An 18,605-nucleotide genomic window follows, 5' to 3' on the forward strand; every position below is an offset into this window, starting at 1 on the left:
CGGCGTTCATAGCTTCGCTGTCGAATGCAGCAGTGCTGCGAACTGCTTTTGAAAGGCGATGAAGCCATGGCGACGAACAAGGTAACCGATGCGAGCTTCGAGGCGGATGTCCTCAAGTCGAGCGAGCCGGTCGTGGTCGATTTCTGGGCCGAGTGGTGCGGCCCCTGCCGGATGATCGGCCCGGCGCTCGAGGAGATCGCCGGTGAGATGGCCGGCAAGGTCAAGATCGTGAAGATGAATGTCGATGAGAACCAGGCCATTCCCGCCCAGTTCGGCATCCGCTCGATCCCGACCCTGATGCTGTTCAAGGACGGCAAGCTGGCCTCACAGAAGGTCGGCGCGGCCCCGAAGAGCGACCTTTCGCGCTGGATTTCGGCCTCGGTCTGAGCTCTGCCGGCCTGTCAGGCCAAAAATCAGCCCGCCTTCCCTGGGGAAGGCGGGCTTTTCTTTGGGCGAATGGCGCCCGTTCCGTCGAAGAATCAGACCTTCGAGCGGGAATCGACGCTCCAGGCGCCAGCACCGGCGAAGACCAGGTAAAGGAAGATGAAGCAGTAGAGGATCGCCGCATCGCCGCCATTGAGCAGCGGGTAGATGCTGCGCGGGGCATGGAACATCCAGTAGGCATAGGCCATTTCGCCGGCCAGCACGAAGGCGACAGGGCGCGTCCACAGGCCGATCAGGATCAGGAAACCGCCAAAGGCCTCCAGAATGGCGCCGAACCAGAACAACGTGAAGGCGGCGGGCAGGCCGCTGGCGGGCGCGGCCGGGAAACCAAAGAGCTTCTGGGTGCCATGGATGATGAAGATCAGCGCGGTCACGATGCGCAAAACGGCGAGAGCCTGCGGGGCATAGCGGCTGAGGGAATTGGAGGCTTGCATTCGGACATAACCTTCTAGGTCGCGGAGGCTCGAGTACGTCGGAACAGGCTGGATTCGTGCCGAATTGCGGCATTGCATCTGGGCTGCGCGGCGAAGTTGTCGGGTTTCACGCGATTTTCAATTCACAAGAACGTTTGCACTGCAACATTCCCCGGGGAAGTGCCATGGCTGGCGCATTTGCCACAAATCCGAGTCATCGCTGCTCCGGGCCCGTGCTGGAATCTGGTTTCCCTTAACCGGCCCTTAAAAGCGCCATGTTTGACTCATGTGTGAAGTTCGCGCGTTTTCGGTGCAAAGGGCGCGGTTTCATGGGGCTGAACGGGGCAGAATGAACGATCGGGTGAGACGAGGCGGCGAGCGGCGCGAGCCGTCCTTCGAGAGCGGGCGGAGCGAGAGTTCCGACGCCTTCGACATGCGCCTCTCCGCCGATGATCGCTCGAGCCGCAGCCATCGCGGCGCCGCACGTCAGGAGCCGAGAGAAGAGATGCCGAAGATCCGCAAGAGCGGAGGCGGAAATGGCGGGGGCCGGCGGCGTGGACGCAAGCGCCGCTCCTTCCTCGGCCGGATGATGTACTGGACGCTGGTCCTCGGTCTCTGGTGCGTCATCGGTGTCGGCGGGCTGGTAGCCTATCACGCCGCGCAATTGCCGCCGATCAACCAGCTCACCGTGCCAAAGCGTCCGCCGAATGTCGCGATCCTCGCGGCCGACGGCTCGCTGCTCGCCAATCGCGGCGAGACTGGCGGGCGTACCGTGACGCTTGGCGAGATTCCGCCCTATCTGCCCAAGGCCTTCGTCGCGATCGAGGATCGCCGCTTCTACGAGCATTTCGGCATCGACCCGATCGGTATTGCCCGCGCCATGGTGCGCAACGTCACCAACCGAGGTGGCGGCGTCCAGGGCGGCTCCACCCTGACGCAGCAGCTGGCCAAGAACCTGTTCCTGACCCAGGAACGCACCGCCGCGCGCAAGATCCAGGAAGCGATCCTGGCGCTGTGGCTGGAGCAGACCTACAGCAAGGACCAGATCCTCGAGCTCTATCTCAACCGCGTCTATTTCGGCTCCGGCGCCTATGGCGTCGAGGCGGCGGCGCAGCGCTATTTCAACAAATCCGCCCGCTCGGTCACCGTCCCCGAAGCCGCCATGCTGGCGGGCCTGGTACAGGCACCGTCGCGGCTGGCGCCCAATCGCAATCCGGATGCCGCCGAGAAACGGGCGCAGCTCGTGATCGCGGCCATGGCCGAGCAAGGCTTCGTCTCGCAGGCCGCGGCGAAATCGGCACTGGTCGCACCCGCGGAAGCGGCCGAACGTGTCGGCGCCGGTTCGGTGAACTATGCTGCCGATTACGTCATGGACGTGCTCGACGACTTCATCGGTGCGGTCGAGGGCGACGTCACGGTGCTGACGACGATCGATCCAAAGCTGCAGGCCGCGGCCGAAACGACCCTTGTCGAGTCTCTCGCCGCTCAGGGCGGGAAGCTGAATGCCAGCCAGGGTGCGGTCGTTTCCATGGCGCCGGACGGGGCGTTGCGCGCGCTGATCGGCGGACGCGACTACACCAAGAGCCAGTTCAACCGCGCGACCGCGGCCAAGCGCCAGCCGGGCTCATCCTTCAAGCCCTTCGTCTATCTGACTGCGATCGAGCATGGCCTGACGCCGGACACGATCCGCGACGACTCCCCGGTCTCGATCAAGGGCTGGCAGCCGGAGAACAACAGCCGCACCTATCGCGGTCCGGTGACGCTGCAGACCGCCTTCGCCCACTCGATCAACACCGTCGCGGTGAAGCTGAACCAGGAGGTGACGCCGAAGGAAGTCGTGCGCACCGCCCAACGGCTCGGCATTTCCTCGGGCCTCCAGGCCAATGGCTCGCTGGCGCTCGGTACCTCGGAAGTGACGCCGATCGAGCTTACCACGGCCTATGCCAGCTTCGCGAATGGCGGGCAGTCCGTGCTGCCCTATGTCATCCGCGAGGTAAAGTCGGTCTCGGGCAAGGTGATCTATGCCCGCAAGGCCACGAGTTTCGGGACGGTGGTGCAGCCGCAGGTGCTGCCGATGATCAACGCCATGTTCCACGAGACCATGACCAGCGGTTCTGGCAGCAAGGGCAATCTTTCCGGTTGGGAAGTCGGCGGCAAGTCGGGAACCACGCAGGATTTCCGCGATGCCTGGTTCGTCGGTTTCACCTCCAAGCTGGTGACCGCCGTCTGGATCGGCAATGACGACAACAGCGCCATGAAGCGGGTCTATGGCAGCGGATTGCCGCTCGAAGTCTGGGGCAAGTACATGAAGGCCGCCCATGTCGGCCTGCAGCCTTCGCCGCTGCCGGGCGGGTTGTGGCGCGCGGGGCCGAAATCGATCTTCGATGGCGGCGCGCCAGTGGCCGGCATGCAGCCGCCGGCGCAGACCCAGACAGCGGGAGCTGGCTCGGACCGCGCCTGGGTGCCGCCTGCGCCGCAGGAGAAGAACTTCCTCGAGCGGCTGTTCGGCGGCTGAGCCTTTTCAGGCCTTGACCGCTCTCACCTTGCGCGAGGCGTGAAACAGGACCAGTGCCGACACGCCGAGCAGCGACATCATCGCCGGCAGCGGCAGCGCGGAGTCGGTCAGCAACTTGCCGACGACGAGACCGACACAGGCCGAGAACAGCATCTGGCAGAGCCCGACGAAGGATGATGCAGCACCAGCGCGATCCGGAAACGGCATGAGCGCCGAGGCCTGCGCCTGCGGCATGCTGAGCCCGATACCGATCGAATAGATCGCCCAGGGTATCGTGACGCCGAGGGCGCCGCCGAAGCCGGCGGTGAGGCATAGCAGCATGCTCAACCCGCCCGCAGCCAGGAATGCCACGCCGATCGCAATGACGCCGTCAAGCCCACGCCGGCCGACGAGACGCTGGGCGATGATGGTGCCCAGGATGAAGCCGAGCACCCCGAACCCGAAAGACAGGCCGTAATCGCGCGGCGACAGCCCGTAGATGCTGATCAGCACGAAGGACGAGCCGGAGATGAAGGCGAAGAGCCCGCCATAGGCCAAGGCCGTGATGGCGACATAGACACGATAGGGACGGTTCCTGAGCAAGACGCCGAAGCTGCGGAAGATCGCCAGCAGCGACAGCCGCTCCGCTGAGCGCGTGCGGATGGTTTCCGGCAGGAACAGGATGATCACGGCCGCCAGCAGCAGCGCGAGGGCGAGCGTCGCGACAAAGGTCGAACGCCAGCCAAAGGCCACCTGCAGGATGCCGCCGACCGCCGGCGCAATGGCTGGGACCAACCCCATGATCATGCCCATGCGGGCGAATTCCCGTCCGGCGCGCGGCCCCTCATAGAGATCCCTGACCATGGCCCGGCCGAGCACGATCGGCCCGGACGCCCCCAAGGCCTGCAACACCCGGGCCGCCACCAGCCACTCGATCGAAGGCGCAAGGGCGCAGAGCAGGGTAGCAACCAGGAAGAGCGCCAGGCCAGTGAGAAGCACTGGCTTGCGCCCCAACCGGTCCGAGAGCGGCCCCCAGACGATCTGGCCTCCGGCGAACCCGAACAGAAAAGCGGAGAGTGTCGCCTGCGCCCCCGCAACGTCGGTGCCCATGACCCGAACGATCTCGGGCAGGGACGGCAGATAGAAATCGGTCGAGAGCGGCCCGAGGGCCGTCAGCATGGCAAGGACCGCGGTCATTGCGAGCGTGTCGGGGCGCAGCTTCACGAGACCATCCCTGTTTCGGCTGATGCCGGGTTAGGGGAGGTTGCGCCTCAAGTCGAGCCGAACGCCTGCGGCCACGACAGCCTCAGCCGTAGCCATGCAGCCCGGCGCCATGGCGCTTCAGCCAGGCTTCCGCTTCTTCGGTCCGTGGGCAGAGCTTATGCGTCAACGCCCAGAAGCGGTGGGAATGATTCATCTCCTTGAGATGCGCGACCTCATGGGCCGCGAGATAGTCCAGCACCAGTGGCGGGGCGAGGATCAGGCGCCAGGAGAAATTCAGGTGCCCTTTCGACGAACAGGAGCCCCAGCGGCTCGTGGTGTCGCGGATGGTGATCTTGCGGGCGGGGATGCCGAGCGTCGCCGTGTGGTGCCTGACCGCACGCTCGAGATCATCCAGCGCAGCGCGGCGCAGGAAATCCTTGACCCGACGCGCGACATGAGCCGCTTCACCGGCGACCGCGATGATGGCGGTGCCATCCTTGTCGATTGTGGCATGGGTGATGCCGCGCACCTTCGACCAATGCACGATCCGGTGAGGTGCGCCGCGAAAGGGCACGACCTGTCCCGGCTCAAAGGGCACCGAAAGCGGACGCTTGGCGAGCTTTGCCGCGATCCAGCCGCCATGATTCTCGGCAAAGATCTTACCAGTGAGGAAGTCTGCGCGTTCCGGCAGCGTCAGCGTGATCTCGCCCGTCGCCTGCGAGACACGCAGCGTCATCCGCCGAGCGGCAGCACGCCGCTTCACCGCAACGGAGAACAGCGTGCCGCCATGAGCGACCTCGATCCGATCCGGATCAGGCTGGCGCTTGAACAGGGAGAGCCGCATCGCTCGCAATTGTGCTGGATTCGCGGGCGATGCGGAAGGGCTTCAGTTCGCGATCTTCAAGGCCTTGCGCGCGACGGCCGCGCTGTCGTCCCGGCGCACCTTGGCTGCCTCCATGTCGAGGCTGACCATGAAGTCGGAAATGCGGGGCGCGATTTCGGCGCGGAAGCGCGAACCGTTGAAGACGCCGTAATGGCCGACGCCCTTCTGGAGGTAATGCACGCGCTTGTCGGCCGGGATATTGGCGCAGAGATCATGGGCGGCCTGGGTCTGGCCGACACCCGAGATATCGTCGTTCTCGCCCTCGACCGTCATCAGTGCAACGCGCCGAATGGCTTTCAGATCAACCGGCTTGTCGCGATGCATCATCGTGCCCTTGGGCAGGGCATGCTGAACGAATACGGTATCGACCGTCTGGAGATAGAACTCCGCCGTCAGGTCCATGACCGCGAGATACTCGTCATAGAAATCGCGGTGCTTCTCGGCCGAATCGCCATCCCCGGCGATGAGGTGCTTGTACATCTCGTAATGGGCCGAGACATGCCGATCGATATTCATGGCCATGAAGCCGGACAGCTGCATGAAGCCGGGATAGACCTCCCGGAAGGCGCCCATATGCGGGAACGGCACCATGGTGAGGCAATTGCGGCGGAACCATTCGGTACCGCGCTCCATGGCAAGCTGGTTGACCGCGGTCGGCGAGCGGCGGGTATCGATCGGACCGCCCATCAGGGTCATCGAGCGCGGCGCATTGGGATCATTCTCCGCTTCCATCCGCGCGATCGCGGCGATCACCGGAACCGCAGGCTGGCAGACGGCCATGACATGGGTGTCGGGGCCGAGCGTCTGGAGCATGCCGACGACGTAGTCGATATAATCGTCGAGATCGAAGCGACCGGCGGCGAGCGGCACCAGGCGGGCATCCGTCCAGTCGGTGATGTAGACCTCATGGCCAGGCAGGAACGCCTCGACCGTGCCGCGCAGCAGCGTGGCATAGTGGCCCGACATCGGGGCAACCAGCAGCACCTTGGGCTGCGGCTTGCGACGCCCGGCAATCTTGCGGTCGAAATAGACCAGCTTGCAGAAGGGCCGCTCCCAGACGACGCGTTCCTCGACCGCGACCTTGACGCCGCCAATCGTGGTCTCGTTCAGGTCGAAGGCGGGCTTGCCATAGCGGCGCGTCATCCGTTCGAACAGTTCACAGGACGCAGCGACCGTGCGGCCGAGCGGCGTGTAGGTCAGCGGATTGGCTGGGTTCTTGAACGCCAGCTGCAGCGCATCCGACATGCCACGAACGGGCGCGACCATCGTATGAACCGCTTCGTAGGCGTGATAAGCGAACGACATGGCAGCTCCATACATGAAGCGACGTCCCCCGGGTGCCGGATGCACCTGATGATGCGCCGCAACAAACAGCGCAGCCTAGATTGTTTCTGCTCTCATTCAATCCGGCAAAAGGCTAAGATTTTCCTTCAATGCCAAAATGCCACAGTTTTGCACTGCAAAACCCCGGTCCGCCATCGGATGCATGGGCGTCATGACGGTCCCTGATGCCGATCTCCCGCCGCTGGCGCGATCCAGCCGTCATTTGCGCCTCGACACCCTCGTGCGGTTGCGCTGGCTTGCTATCGCCGGCCAGAGTCTCGCTGTCGCCGGCGTGCATTTTGGCCTCGGCTTCACCCTGCCGTTCGGCTGGTGTTTCCTCGCCATCGCAATTTCCGCCTGGCTGAACATTGCGCTGCGCATTCGCTTTCCGCTCAGCCACAGACTGCGCGAGGATGCAGCGACCGCGCTGTTAGCCTTCGACATCATCCAGCTCGCAGCCCTGCTCTACCTGACCGGCGGCCTGCAAAATCCCTTCGCAATTCTGTTCCTGGCGCCGGTGATGATTTCGGCGACCGCCTTGCCGCCGCAGCGCACCATGCTGCTCGGGCTTCTCGCCGTCGTGCTGGCGAGCGTGCTGAATTTCACGCATCTGCCCCTGCCCTGGGCCGGGCCCAACCGGCCGGTCCTGCCGCCATTCTATCAGGCCGGGAACTGGATCGCGCTCGTGCTCGGGCTCGGCTTCACCGGCATTTATGCTTGGCGCGTCGCCAAGGAAGCGCGCGATCTTTCGGAGGCTCTCGCGGCAACGGAGTTGGTCCTGGCTCGCGAACAGCACCTTTCGCAGCTCGACGGCCTCGCCGCAGCAGCGGCTCATGAACTCGGTACGCCGCTCGCCACGATAGCCCTGGTGGCACGAGAATTGTCGCGGCTGGCTCCGCCGGAAGGCGAGATGGCAGAGGATATCACGCTGCTGCGCGAGCAGGTCGAGCGCTGCCGCGGCATCCTCGGCAAGCTCACCTCGCTTCAGGACGACGATGCCGGCCCGCTCGACCAACTCTCGCTGCGCCTGCTGATAGAAGAGACGGCCGGCCCGCAGCGGCCCTTCGGCGTGCCGTTCCGCATCGAGATGATCGGAGACAAGCCGGAACCTGTCTGCCGGCGCAACCCGGGCATGATCTACGGCCTCGGCAATATCGTCGACAATGCCGTCGACTTCGCCCGTTCCGAAGTGGCGATCATCGCACAATGGACCGATATGCATGTCATGCTGACCATCGCCGATGATGGCCCGGGGTTCCCTCCCGACGTCCTGATGCGCGCCGGCGAGCCCTATCTCTCGCGCGCAGCGGCAGAAAGTCGCGCCGGCGGCGGTTTGGGCCTGGGACTTTTCATTGCAAAAACGCTGCTGGAACGCGGCGGTGCGGCGCTCGAATTTTCGAATCTGCCATCCCCGGCGAGCGGCGCGTCCGTCCGCATGGTCTGGCCGAGGGCGGTGTTCGAGGCCGACGCAAAACCTTCCGGGTCTTCAAAACGGGAGGAAATGCCACTACCTGAGGGCGACGGCCCCTTCTCGCCGTCCTGATGCGCGAAGCCCATGATCGCGTTACAATTCCGCCGGCCCGAACCGGTGGCAGGAGAGTTGAGATGCAACAGGCGCTGAACGACGCCGCCCAATCGGACATGACCCTGCTGCTCGTCGATGACGACAAGCCGTTCCTGACCCGACTCGCGCGGGCCATGGAAGGGCGGGGTTACTCCGTACGCATCGCCGAAAGTGTCTCGGCTGGTCTTGCTGCTGTCGAGGAAGAGGCCCCGGCCTTTGCCGTCATCGATCTGCGCCTTGCCGATGGCAACGGGCTCGATGTCATCGCCCGCCTGAAGGAGCGCCGCCCCGACGCGCGCGGCATCGTGCTGACCGGCTACGGCAACATCGCGACCGCCGTCAGTGCCGTGAAACTCGGTGCCTTCGATTTCCTGGCAAAACCCGCTGACGCCGACGAAATCCATTCGGCCCTGGCAGCTGCGCGCGATTCGCGGCCGATGCCGCCGGAAAACCCGATGTCGGCCGATCGGGTCCGCTGGGAACATATCCAACGTGTCTATGAGTTGTGCAGCCGCAATGTCTCGGAGACGGCGCGGCGGCTCGGCATGCACCGGCGCACGCTGCAGCGCATCCTGGCAAAGCGCGCCCCGCGCTAAAGCATCGGCCCGACAAGTGGACCGCGGCTTTCGGGAACGCCGATGCAAGCGCTGAAGGTTAGATCATTGGAGCGGATATTCGCTCCAATGATCTAGAGCGGCGGGTCCTCGATCAAGGCAAGGCGCTGGGCAGACAGCCTGGCGAAGGCGATCGTGAGCGCCTTGCGTCGCGCAGCCACGAGCGGATGTCGCGGCGCATCGCGCAGGAGTTCGCCGCCATAGCTATCGGCGATGATCAGCCCGACATCGTCCGGCAGGATTTCGCGCGGGAATTCCGGCGCGACCGCGAAGAGAAAACCATCGCAATAGTCGCGATAATCCGGCCACTTGCCATCGACGCGATAGTCCTCGATGCCCGACTTGACCTCGATGACCAGGAGTTCGCCGGTCGGCGACAAGGCGACGATATCGCCCCGTCTGCCATTGGCGAAGGTCATTTCCTTGACGATGGCATAGCCGCGCTCACGCAAATGCCTGGCCGCACCGCGGCAGACGGCACGGGTGATGTCGGGACGAGCAGGCGGCGGGTTCAGCACGGAATCGATAGGCGACATACGATATGTTCACTATCTGTGCGCCTCGACGCAAGTCGAAGACTGTTGCAGGCCTGCGCCGTCCCGCTATGGTCCCGGCGCTTTGAACTCCCATCTTGCCCCCCTTCTGATCATCATCCCGGCGGCCGCCGCTTCGGCGTCGCTCTGCGTGCTGTTGCGGCCGCTGCTGATTCGCTATGCACTGGCGCGGCCGAATGCCCGCTCCAGCCATACGCAGCCGACGCCACAGGGCGGCGGCATCGCGGTTCTCGCCGGGGCCTTTCTCACGTTGATCCTGGCTCTGCTGCTCCTGCCCTTTCCCACAGCGGAGCGCGCCGATCTGGTCTGGGTCATGGCAGCAGCAACAGCACTGGCGGCCGTCGGCGCCTGGGACGACATTCGCCCGCTTCCGGCCGCAACCCGCCTCGTCCTGCAGGCGCTTTGCGTCGGGATCGTGCTGTTCTGCGCCGCACCCGAGTTCAGGCTGTTCCCGGAATTGATGCCGCTCGCGCTTGAGCGTGGTCTCGCGCTCATCGCCGGGCTCTGGTTCGTCAATCTCACCAACTTCATGGACGGTATCGACTGGATCACCGTGGCCGGCATCGCACCGCTGGCCGGTGCTCTTGCCCTGGCCGGCGCCAGCGGGGCGCTCGATCCCGCCAGCGGCCTGCTCGCCGCCGCATTGTTCGGCGGGCTCATCGGCTTCGCGCCGTTCAACAAGCCGGTGGCTCGGCTCTTTCTCGGCGATGTCGGCTCGCTGCCGCTCGGATTGCTCAGCGCCTATCTGCTTTACCGACTGGCAGGAACCGGCGCACTGACGGCCGCCCTGATCCTTCCGCTCTATCATGTCGCGGATTCGACGATCACATTGTTCAGGCGGCTGGCGCGCGGCGAGAAGGTGTGGGAGGCCCATCGCAGCCATTTCTACCAGCAGGCCACCGTCAACGGGTTCAGCGTTCGTGAGATCGTGACGCAGGTCGCGCTGCTCAACCTTGCCCTGATCGCGCTCGCGGGGTTCAGCATCGCCTCTCGAGCGTTTTGGCACCAGCTCGTCTGTCTTGGCCTTGCAGCGGTGCTGACCGGGCTGCTGCTGTGGCACTTCGCCCGCAAGCGGGTCCGGCCGTGAGCGAGCGCGTTCTCGTTACCGGAGCGAGCGGCTTCATCGGCCCGCATGTCGTCGCTGGCCTTCGCGCGAGGGGATACAGCATCCGGGTAGCCCAGCGGCGCGAAGGCCCCGCGGACGAGGGCATTGAACGCGTGATGATCGGCGACCTCTCCGGGCCAGTGGATTGGCGCCGAGCTGTCGCCGGCATCCGCCATGTCGTCCATCTCGCAGGCCTCGCCCATGCGGGGCCGGGTCTCGACGAATCGCTCTACCGGCGCATCAACACCGAGGCGACACTCGCATTGGCGCAGGCTGCTCGGCAGGCAGGCGCAGCGCGTTTCATCTACGTCTCCTCCATCAAGGCTCTTACGGGGGCCTTTAACGGCCATTTTCGCGAGAGCGACCCGCCAGCGCCGGACGATGCCTATGGCCGTTCCAAGCTGGCGGCAGAGCAGGGGCTCGCGGCGCTCGATCTCGACTGGATCTCGTTACGGCCGGTTCTGGTCTATGGGCCCGGCGTCAAAGCGAATATGGCATCCCTCCTGAAGCTGGCGCGTTTGCCGATACCCTTGCCCCTCGGCGGTCTCGATGTTCCGCGCTCCCTGCTTGCGATCGAGAACCTTGTCGACGCGATCCTCTTCGCCCTGACATCCGCTTGCCCGGCGCGGCGTAGCTATACGGTTGCCGACCCCGAGCCGGTCAGCGTGGCGGAGATGATCGCGGCTATGCGCTCCGGCCTCGGGCGCAGACCGGGCCTCCTTCCCATTCCAGCAGCCCTGCTGAAGCAGGCGGCGCGGCTGGCCGGGAAGGAACAGGCCTTCGCCAAGCTCAGCGGCGGGCTCGTCGCGCGCCCCGAGGGGCTGATCAGGGCCGGTTGGCGGCCACCGGCAGCGACGCTTCCGGCACTGGCGCAGCTGGCTGCGGCTGCTGACGCAGTTTGAAATCCGGAATCGCCTCCTCCAGCACCGCTTCGGCCGCAAGGCGATCCTCAGCCTTGATGGCGGCATCCAGCCGCGAGAGCCAGCCCTGCATGCGGGCGCGCCCCGCGAAGCTCAGTTTTGCCGCCATCACGCCGTCGAGCCCCGTCTCGGCCATCGGTTCGTCATGCGCGAAGAGAATCTCGTTCAGACGCTCGCCGGGGCGGACGCCGGTGATCGCGATTTCGATATCGACGCCCGGCTCATAGCCCGCGAGGCGAATCATGCGCTCGGCCAGATCCATGATCCTGACCGGCTGGCCCATCTTGAGCACATAGACGGCCGCGCGCTCGGTCTCGGGCCCTGCGGCGCGGGCATGCGACGCGGCGGTCAGCACGAGATCGCAGGCTTCACGGATCGTCATGAAGTAGCGGATCATCTCCGGGCTGGTCACGGTCAGCGGACCGCCGCGCTTGATCTGAGCCTTGAACTTCGGGACCACCGAACCGACCGAGCCCAGCACATTGCCGAAGCGCACGGCAACGAGGCGCATGCCGGAGGCTGCTGCGACGAACTCGGCATCGCGCGACTGGGCATACATCTCGGCGAAACGCTTGGTCGCTCCCAGCATCGAGACGGGCTCGATCGCCTTGTCGGTCGAGATCATCACGAAGATCTTGGAATCCGCCGCGATCGCGGCATCAATGACATGCATCGAGCCGAAGACATTGGTCTTGATACCCTCGGCCCAGTCAGCCTCGAGATAGGGCACATGTTTCAGCGCCGCGGCGTGGATAACGATATCAGGCGCAAATGCGGTGAAGAGCGGCGTGATCCGGGCGCGGTCGCGCACATCGGCAAGCGCTCCCGAGATCTTCGTCTCCAGCCGATGAGCTGCCAGTTCCTCGGTGATCTGGAACAACGCCGGCTCCGAGCTCTCGACGACGAGGAGCTCCGAAGCACCGAAGGCCGCGCAGCGCAGGCAGATCTCCGAGCCGATCGAGCCGCCGCCACCGGTGACGATGACGCGCTTGCCCTTCAGGAAGGAGCCCAGGCGATCGCGATCGATCTTGACCGAAGGGCGAACGAGCAGGTCCTCGATTTCGAGCGGCGCGAGCTCGGTCTCCCCACCGCCTTCGGCGAAGGAATCGAGCCGCGAGATCGGCAGGGCGAGCCTGCGCGTCCGGGCGAGCCATTTGTCCGGCTCGGCTTCCGGTGCCAGGGCGCTCGAAGTGGCGACGATACGACGGAATGGCTCACCGCGCTCGGCTGCTTCGCCAGCGACCGTCTCGATCTGAGACAGCAGACCCAGCACGGGAACCCCGCGGATCGACTGGCCGAGATCGTCGGCGCGCGGTGACAGAATGCCAGCAGGCTTCAATTTGCGCATGGTCCCGGCTTCCATGGCGCGAATGACCATCTCGACCTCGACGCCACGCCCCAGCAGCAGGGCAGGCAGCGCCGCGTCGCGCACGGCATGCTGCTTGGAACGGGAATATTTGAGGTAGCGATAGGCTAGGCGCGGACCACCGAGCAGCGCGTTCTGCACAAGCCAATAGAGAGCGATGGTGATCTTGCCGAAATAGAAGGCGCCGTAGAGGCTTGGCGATAGCAGGAGATAGTCAATCACCAGCAGCGACAGCGACAGGACGGTGACCGCCTTGACGATGTTCGAGAGGTCTGGAAGCGAGGCGAAGCGCCATTTCGAGCGATACAGCGAGAAAAACCAGTAGACCGCACCGGCATAGACGACGAAAAATGGCAGGAAGCTCGGCAGATAGCGCAGATGCTCATCGAGCTGCGAGCCCTCGAAGCGCACCACGAAAACAGAGACGATCGCCAGCGCCGTGACCAGAAGGTCATGGGCGACGACGGCGAGCTTCTTGATATTCTGCTTGATGATTGGGGCCATGGCCGGCGGGGTATCCCGCTCCCGTGCTGCCTTGTCAACGCGAAGCGGCTGGTAAGGAGCGCGCTGCGTGCCGAATCAAGCTTCCGCGTGCGAGGCCTTGGCGCGCGAGTACCCGAGGCCCTCGAGAATGAAATCGACCATCTCTTCGATGCTTGGCCCCGGCAGACTCAGGCATTGCGAGATCAGCATCGGATGGCAGAAAGGCGTCATCGCAAAGCGTACGCAGGCGGTGGCGAGTTGCGGGTCCATCGGCCGGAATTCGCCCGAGGCGATGCCTTCCGTAACGACGCCACGCAGGATGCCGTCATAGCGCCCAATATGAGCCTGGACGACCTCCCAGCTCTCCTCCATCGCAGCGGCAACCATCTCGTGCACCTTGTGGTGGTCGAGATAGCGCAGCGAGTTGATGCGGTTGTTCGTGATCAGGATATCCCGAAGCCGCTCGGCCGCAGAACGATCTTCCCGTGCGATCGCCGTAACGGCCGCCTCCATCTCGCCCATGTAGCGCTCGGCGACGGCCTCGTTGATGGATTTCTTGGAGTCGAAGAACCGATAGACATTGGCGGGACTCATCCGCAGTGCCTTGGCGATGTCCGCCACCGTGGTCTTCTGGTAGCCGATGTCACGAAAGAAGCGCTCCGCCGTATCGACGATGCACTGCCTCGTATCCCGCTCAAGATGACTCAACTCGGTTTCTCGTTCAGTTGCTCTGCGATTTCGGGTGGGAATTGTTCATTATGATGAATTTCATCATTCGTCAACGCCATGAGGAATAAAGACTTTAGCCAAATCTTCCTGACATCTCTGTCCGGTAGACGGCAAAACTGACCAGTTTGTCAATCCGCCCAGAACCGGGTGCGGTGAAAGTGTCGCAGGTCAGGCCGCGCCGAGCCGGCGCAACTCGATCAGGCGGACTGCGCCCGCTCCTGAGCCAGGGTCCAGATCGCGTCGATGTCGAGATGCCGGGCCAGATGCTCGGCCAGACGGTCGAGCGCCAATTCGACCTCATCCTCGTAATTCAGCGTCGAAGACAGCGTTCTGCCCGCGATACCCGCAAGAATGGCCGCACGGACGGCATCTGAGGCAAAGGCGCCATGCAGGTAGGTCCCGATCACACGCCCATCGGACGAGGCTGCTCCCTCCCGCCGCTCACCAACCTGGAAGGGCGCGCGTTGCGTGTCGGCCCCCTCGGTGCGGCCAAGATGAATCTCGTAGGCTCGCCCCGACGATGCGCTGGGCGCATGGGTGAAATCGACCTCACGCACGGTCTTGCCAGGCTCCAGCACGGTCTCGACATCGAGCATGCCGAGGCCTGGAGCCTCGCCTGACGGGCCCTCCAGACCATGAGGGTCCCGCACGATACGCCCGAGCATCTGGTAGCCACCGCAGAGACCGATGACATGACCTCCGCGTCGGCGATGGGCGGCGAGATCGATATCCCAGCCCTCGGCGCGCAGAGCCGCGAGATCGCGGAGCGTCGTCTTTGAGCCGGGCAAGATCACGAGATCGGCGTCACCCGGCAGCGGCGTGCCGCGGGTCACCATGACCAACTCGACGGCCGCCTCCAATTTCAGCGGGTCGAGATCGTCGAAATTGGCGATTCCCGGCAACACCGGCACAGCGACCTTGAACATGGCTCCGGCCTTGCGCGCGCCGGACGTGAGATCGAGCCCATCCTCAGCCGGCAGGCGCGCTGCCTCGGCGAACCAGGGCACAACGCCGAGGCAAGGCCAGCCCGTCGCCTGCGAAATCGTCGAGATGCCGTCCTTGAAGAGGGCTGCGTCGCCGCGAAAGCGGTTGATGGCAAAGGCCCGAATCATCTCGCGATCGGCGGTATCGAGCACGGCATGGGTGCCGACGAGACTGGCGATCACGCCGCCGCGATCAATGTCGCCGATCAACAGCGCGGGAACGCCGGCCGCGCGGGCAAAGCCGAGATTGGCGATGTCTCGTGCGCGCAGATTGGTCTCGGCCGGCGAACCCGCTCCCTCGACGAGAATAAGATCGGCCCCGGCGCTCAGCCGCTCAAAACTCTCCAGCACGTTCGGGAGGAAATCGCCGCGCCTCGCAAAATCGCCGGAAGCGAGGTGCCCCGCGACGCGCCCCTGCAGCACGATCTGGCTGCCTGTGTCGCTTTCCGGCTTGAGCAGCACCGGGTTCATGTCGACATGCGGCGGCACGCGCGCGGCGCGGGCCTGAAGAGCCTGGGCGCGACCGATCTCGCCCGAGGCGGTCGCTGCGGCATTGTTCGACATGTTCTGCGGTTTGAACGGCCGCACCCTGAGGCCACGATCGGCAAAGAGCCGACATAATCCAGCGACGAGCAGCGACTTCCCGACATTCGAGCCGGTGCCGAGAATCATCAGGGCGGGGGTGGGTTTGGACCGTGCCATGGCGCTTGCTTAGGCGGCGCTCAGGGCGCGGGCAAGCAGGCGGCCAGGGAGAGGGAGGGTCACCGGTTCACGCCAATATCCCGCAGCTCCAAAGGGGCGAAGAAACCGCGGGCGCCCGTCGTGAACCGGCAAAACCGAGATAAGCATTGACCGCTGATGAATGTCAACATTCATCATTCCATATTCTGTCAGGAGCATGAGACCGTGGTTGGGCCGGTGCGCACGGCAGCGGGACATGGTACAGGCCGAAGCTCTCTGGCACCCAAACCCGACAAGATTGCGATGAATCCGATCTTCTCCGCCCTTCAGACCAGCGTCTTCGAAGTGATGTCGCGGCTCGCGCGCGAAACCGGTGCCGTGAATCTCGGCCAGGGCTTTCCCGATGATCCGGGCCCCGAGGATGTGCGGCGAAAGGCCGCCGAGGCGGTGATCAATGGCTGGAACCAGTACCCCCCGATGATGGGCCTGCCTGAGCTGCGTCAGGCCTGTGCCACGCATTACAGGCACTGGCAGGGCCTCGACCTCGAACCGGACAGCGAGGTGATGGTCACCTCGGGGGCAACCGAGGCGATCGCCGGCGCCCTGATGGCGCTGATCACGCCCGGCGACGAGGTCGTGCTGTTCGAGCCGATGTACGACGCCTACGTGCCGCTGGTCCGTCGGGCGGGCGGTATCCCGAAATTCGTGACCCTGACTCCGCCAGCCTTCGGCCTGAGCGAAGAGGCGCTGGCCAAGGCCTTTTCACCAAAGACCCGGGTCGTGCTGTTCAACAACCCGCTGAATCCGACCGCGACGATCTTCAGCGCTGCCGATCTCGATCTGCTGGCCGATTTCTGCATCCGACATGACGCCGTCGCGATCTGTGACGAGGTCTGGGAGCATGTCGTCTTCGACGATCGCAGGCATGTACCGCTGATGGCGCGACCGGGCATGCGCGAGCGCACGGTGAAGATCTCGTCGGCCGGGAAGATCTTCTCGCTGACCGGGTGGAAGGTCGGGATGGTGATGGCGGCGCCCAATCTGATGCGCGTGCTCGCCAAGGCGCATCAATACATCACGTTTACCACCCCGCCGAACCTGCAGGCCGCAGTCGCCTATGGGCTCGGCAAGGATGATTCCTATTTCGACGGGATGCGCGCCGATTTCCAACGCTCGCGCGATCGCTTCGCCAACGGGTTGCAGGGTCTCGGCTTCAGCGTGCTACCAAGCGTCGGCACCTACTTCCTCAATGTCGACATCGCGCCACTCGGCGAGACCGACGACATCGCGTTCTGTCAGAGACTTGTCACCGAGAACGGCGTCGCCGCGATCCCGGTCAGCGCCTTCTATGCGGAGGGTGCAGTCAAGACCGTCGTGCGCTTCTGCTTTGCCAAACATGACGCGACGCTCGATGCGGCGCTGGAGCGGCTCGCGGCCTGGAGGAAAGCGGCCTGAGCTGCGGAAGCCCCGCTCTCAGCTCTTCCGCAGTGCCTCAACGAGGATGCCGGCCTTGATCAACGGCGCCTCGAGGCGCTTGGCGCTCGCGGCGAGTCCACTGGCACGCAAGGCTTCGATCGCAGACATGATCTGCGCGAGGGACTGCTCGGCCAGGCCGCGATCACGGCGGCGTTCGGCGAGCTGCAGGGAAGCCTGTCCGTGACTGGCCGTGGTTGCCGCCCAAAGGGAGGGTACTGTCTCGCGCCGGCGCTCCTCGAGCGCGACAGAGAACAAGGCGAGGGCCTCTTCGAGCACGAGAGGCTCGCTATAACGCTCGCCCATGGCCGCTAGCACCCCACCCATCTGATGCTGCAACTCGGCCCAGCGCAGAGGCTCCCGCGCCCGGTCGATGGTCTTGGCAACCCTGTTGAAGCCGTTGAAAGCCCGCTCGAGCAGGGCGAGGTCCTTCCGGCGCGAACCGAGCTCGGCGCGTGCACGAGAAATCAGGTGCTCGGCCTCGAGCCAACGCGCCTCGTCGCGACTCCGATCCCAGCGAGCAAGGACATCGGCGAACGCTGCAACCGCTTCCTCCAGCAGATCGTCGTCCGCGCTGGCCTCACCCAGCATCGAGGCAAGTCGGCCAAAGCGGACCTTCAATCCATGCCAGAGGGTCGGCGCTTCATCCCGGCGGAGGTCCTCTAATGCCGCCCGGCAACGGCCGAGCGCCTCGGCGCGCAGTTTGCCATCGCCGGACATCTCCGCGAGGCTCTCGAGCACCGCAGCGAAAGCGTCCTGGACCCCGGCAAAGGCGACCGTATCCTCGAGGCTATCGAGCCCCTCGAGCAAACGGCGCAGCAAGCCAGTCGCCGCGTCATAGCCGTCTCGCCCACCGAAATCTTCGCTGATCCGCGCCAGCGCTTTTGCCTGGGCGAGAGCCAGGTCCCGACTGCGATCGAGATCGGCCAGACCGATGAGCGCAGACGCTTCGCCATAGCGGTTAGCGGCCTCCCGATAGGCCTCCGACGTCATGCGCAGAAAGCTGATTGCCGCCCGGTCGGTGCGATTCCCGCCGGCCGTGAGCCGTTGCGCGACCGTCAGCGCCGAGAGGTCGGTCGAGCCGCCGATCACATGGAGCTCGGCCTGCGCCAGAGCCCTGTCCGCATCGACGAAGCGGCCGGCGGCAAGCGCTGCCGCCGCCTCGCTTCGCAAATGCCAAGTCGACTCGTCGCCAAGAGGATCGCCGAGTCGACCTGCCACTGCGAGGAAATCCTGCGCCTTGCGGTCGAGCAGCGCTTCCTCGGGAAGCGTTGCGCCGGGTCGGCGCAGCCAATCGGCGACCATGGCCGGCAGCGCCACTGCCGGCAGGCCGTAGCGCACGGTGACGCGCACTAGGAGCGGCGCGATCTCCT

Annotated in this window: 16 protein-coding genes; 7 read left to right on the top strand and 9 right to left on the bottom strand. The window is 64.9% G+C overall.

Going from position 1 to position 18,605, the window contains the following annotated elements; genetic code table 11:
• Positions 1-66: 66 nt before the first annotated feature.
• The gene (gene trxA, locus BIWAKO_RS09755) at positions 67-387 is read left to right on the top strand and encodes a thioredoxin (protein ID WP_043235061.1); all 321 of its coding nucleotides are present in this window, start codon (positions 67-69) and stop codon (positions 385-387) included.
• Positions 388-479: 92 nt separating this feature from the next.
• On the opposite strand, the gene BIWAKO_RS09760 is transcribed toward trxA, so the two are convergent.
• Positions 480-878, bottom strand: coding sequence for a DoxX family protein (locus BIWAKO_RS09760; protein WP_069878540.1), 399 nt, complete (start codon positions 876-878; stop codon positions 480-482).
• Between the two features lie 328 nt (positions 879-1,206).
• On the opposite strand from BIWAKO_RS09760, the gene BIWAKO_RS09765 reads away from it, so the two are divergent.
• On the top strand, positions 1,207-3,372 hold the full coding sequence (locus tag BIWAKO_RS09765; protein WP_069878541.1) for a transglycosylase domain-containing protein: 2,166 nt from the start codon (positions 1,207-1,209) through the stop codon (positions 3,370-3,372).
• 6 nt (positions 3,373-3,378) lie between these two features.
• Here the strand turns inward: BIWAKO_RS09765 and BIWAKO_RS09770 are convergent, their stop codons facing one another.
• The 3 genes from BIWAKO_RS09770 to BIWAKO_RS09780 form a co-directional block, all read right to left on the bottom strand.
• Positions 3,379-4,575 carry a multidrug effflux MFS transporter gene (locus BIWAKO_RS09770; protein ID WP_244523400.1) on the bottom strand — a complete coding sequence of 399 codons (1,197 nt, stop codon included), beginning with the start codon at positions 4,573-4,575 and terminating at the stop codon, positions 3,379-3,381.
• 82 nt (positions 4,576-4,657) lie between these two features.
• Positions 4,658-5,398, bottom strand: coding sequence for a M48 family metallopeptidase (locus BIWAKO_RS09775; protein WP_069878542.1), 741 nt, complete (start codon positions 5,396-5,398; stop codon positions 4,658-4,660).
• A gap of 42 nt (positions 5,399-5,440) precedes the next feature.
• A complete protein-coding gene (locus tag BIWAKO_RS09780; RefSeq protein ID WP_069882321.1) occupies positions 5,441-6,742 on the bottom strand; it encodes a polyhydroxyalkanoate depolymerase in 1,302 nt (433 codons plus the stop codon).
• A gap of 190 nt (positions 6,743-6,932) precedes the next feature.
• Here BIWAKO_RS09780 and BIWAKO_RS09785 point away from each other — a divergent pair, with 190 nt between their 5' ends.
• Together BIWAKO_RS09785 and BIWAKO_RS09790 are read left to right on the top strand one after the other, a co-directional pair.
• On the top strand, positions 6,933-8,303 hold the full coding sequence (locus tag BIWAKO_RS09785) for an ActS/PrrB/RegB family redox-sensitive histidine kinase (protein WP_069882322.1): 1,371 nt from the start codon (positions 6,933-6,935) through the stop codon (positions 8,301-8,303).
• 62 nt (positions 8,304-8,365) lie between these two features.
• On the top strand, positions 8,366-8,920 hold the full coding sequence (locus tag BIWAKO_RS09790) for an ActR/PrrA/RegA family redox response regulator transcription factor (RefSeq protein WP_043234810.1): 555 nt from the start codon (positions 8,366-8,368) through the stop codon (positions 8,918-8,920).
• A gap of 92 nt (positions 8,921-9,012) precedes the next feature.
• Here BIWAKO_RS09790 and BIWAKO_RS09795 read toward each other — a convergent pair whose 3' ends face one another.
• Positions 9,013-9,474 carry an MmcB family DNA repair protein gene (locus BIWAKO_RS09795; RefSeq protein ID WP_176733295.1) on the bottom strand — a complete coding sequence of 154 codons (462 nt, stop codon included), beginning with the start codon at positions 9,472-9,474 and terminating at the stop codon, positions 9,013-9,015.
• Positions 9,475-9,556: 82 nt separating this feature from the next.
• On the opposite strand from BIWAKO_RS09795, the gene BIWAKO_RS09800 reads away from it, so the two are divergent.
• Both BIWAKO_RS09800 and BIWAKO_RS09805 read left to right on the top strand, forming a co-directional pair.
• On the top strand, positions 9,557-10,579 hold the full coding sequence (locus tag BIWAKO_RS09800; RefSeq protein WP_069878543.1) for an MraY family glycosyltransferase: 1,023 nt from the start codon (positions 9,557-9,559) through the stop codon (positions 10,577-10,579).
• Complete coding sequence (locus tag BIWAKO_RS09805) at positions 10,576-11,499, top strand: NAD-dependent epimerase/dehydratase family protein (protein WP_069878544.1); 924 nt, start codon at positions 10,576-10,578, stop codon at positions 11,497-11,499. The genes BIWAKO_RS09800 and BIWAKO_RS09805 overlap by 4 nt, the downstream gene beginning before the upstream one ends.
• Here the strand turns inward: BIWAKO_RS09805 and BIWAKO_RS09810 are convergent.
• The 3 genes from BIWAKO_RS09810 to BIWAKO_RS09820 form a co-directional block, all read right to left on the bottom strand.
• Positions 11,423-13,378 (bottom strand): SDR family NAD(P)-dependent oxidoreductase, encoded by a 1,956-nt coding sequence (locus BIWAKO_RS09810; RefSeq protein WP_069882324.1) that lies wholly within the window; start codon positions 13,376-13,378, stop codon positions 11,423-11,425. The genes BIWAKO_RS09805 and BIWAKO_RS09810 overlap by 77 nt on opposite strands.
• An 84-nt stretch (positions 13,379-13,462) precedes the next feature.
• Entirely contained in the window at positions 13,463-14,074 is a 612-nt protein-coding gene (locus BIWAKO_RS09815; RefSeq protein ID WP_069878545.1) for a TetR/AcrR family transcriptional regulator, read from the bottom strand.
• A gap of 218 nt (positions 14,075-14,292) precedes the next feature.
• Complete coding sequence (locus BIWAKO_RS09820) at positions 14,293-15,780, bottom strand: cobyric acid synthase (RefSeq protein ID WP_069878546.1); 1,488 nt, start codon at positions 15,778-15,780, stop codon at positions 14,293-14,295.
• 282 nt (positions 15,781-16,062) lie between these two features.
• On the opposite strand from BIWAKO_RS09820, the gene BIWAKO_RS09825 reads away from it, so the two are divergent.
• Complete coding sequence (locus tag BIWAKO_RS09825; protein ID WP_069878547.1) at positions 16,063-17,214, top strand: aminotransferase; 1,152 nt, start codon at positions 16,063-16,065, stop codon at positions 17,212-17,214.
• 18 nt (positions 17,215-17,232) lie between these two features.
• On the opposite strand, the gene BIWAKO_RS09830 is transcribed toward BIWAKO_RS09825, so the two are convergent.
• Entirely contained in the window at positions 17,233-18,585 is a 1,353-nt protein-coding gene (locus BIWAKO_RS09830) for a hypothetical protein (RefSeq protein WP_069878548.1), read from the bottom strand.
• Positions 18,586-18,605: the final 20 nt, after the last annotated feature.

Source organism: Bosea sp. BIWAKO-01, assembly GCF_001748145.1.
Lineage (GTDB): Bacteria > Pseudomonadota > Alphaproteobacteria > Rhizobiales > Beijerinckiaceae > Allobosea.

Bases quoted from the DNA above. Each gene is read 5' to 3' on its own strand.
- trxA (WP_043235061.1), top strand. From the start codon at position 67: ATGGCGACGAACAAGGTAACCGATGCGAGCTTCGAGGCGGATGTCCTC.
- BIWAKO_RS09760 (WP_069878540.1), bottom strand. From the start codon at position 878: ATGCAAGCCTCCAATTCCCTCAGCCGCTATGCCCCGCAGGCTCTCGCC.
- BIWAKO_RS09765 (WP_069878541.1), top strand. From the start codon at position 1,207: ATGAACGATCGGGTGAGACGAGGCGGCGAGCGGCGCGAGCCGTCCTTC.
- BIWAKO_RS09775 (WP_069878542.1), bottom strand. From the start codon at position 5,398: ATGCGGCTCTCCCTGTTCAAGCGCCAGCCTGATCCGGATCGGATCGAG.
- BIWAKO_RS09780 (WP_069882321.1), bottom strand. From the start codon at position 6,742: ATGTCGTTCGCTTATCACGCCTACGAAGCGGTTCATACGATGGTCGCG.
- BIWAKO_RS09785 (WP_069882322.1), top strand. From the start codon at position 6,933: ATGACGGTCCCTGATGCCGATCTCCCGCCGCTGGCGCGATCCAGCCGT.
- BIWAKO_RS09790 (WP_043234810.1), top strand. From the start codon at position 8,366: ATGCAACAGGCGCTGAACGACGCCGCCCAATCGGACATGACCCTGCTG.
- BIWAKO_RS09795 (WP_176733295.1), bottom strand. From the start codon at position 9,474: ATGTCGCCTATCGATTCCGTGCTGAACCCGCCGCCTGCTCGTCCCGAC.
- BIWAKO_RS09820 (WP_069878546.1), bottom strand. From the start codon at position 15,780: ATGGCACGGTCCAAACCCACCCCCGCCCTGATGATTCTCGGCACCGGC.
- BIWAKO_RS09825 (WP_069878547.1), top strand. From the start codon at position 16,063: ATGAATCCGATCTTCTCCGCCCTTCAGACCAGCGTCTTCGAAGTGATG.